At 66.1% G+C, this 360-nt stretch carries 1 protein-coding gene; it reads left to right on the top strand.

Features of this window, described 5'->3' with window-relative positions:
- The coding region (locus tag ACW5W4_RS18930; protein WP_456690419.1) for a transketolase-like TK C-terminal-containing protein at window positions 1-360 on the top strand (360 nt) is incomplete at both ends.

The following is a 360-nucleotide window of genomic DNA, read 5'->3' as shown; positions in this document are numbered from 1 at the left end:
CCGCCATCGCCTGGAAACACGCCATCGAGCGTACCGACGGCCCGACCTCCCTGATCTTCTCCCGTCAGAACCTGGCCCAGATGGACCGCACCGCCCAGCAGCTGGCCGACACCGCCAAGGGTGGTTACGTGCTGAAGGATTGCGCCGGTACCCCGGAGCTGATCCTGATCGCCACCGGTTCCGAAGTGGAGCTGGCCGTGGCCGCCTATGAGCAGCTGACCGCCAAGGGCCGTGCCGTGCGCGTGGTCTCTCTGCCCTGTACCGACGTGTTCGACGCCCAGTCCGCCGAGTACAAGGAGTCCGTCCTGCCGTCTTCCGTCACCAAACGTGTCGCCATCGAAGCCGGCATCGCCGACTACT

The organism is Aeromonas crassostreae, assembly GCF_054052445.1.
Note: the sequence above shows the minus strand (reverse complement) of the source record. Positions and strands in the feature narration are given on the sequence as shown.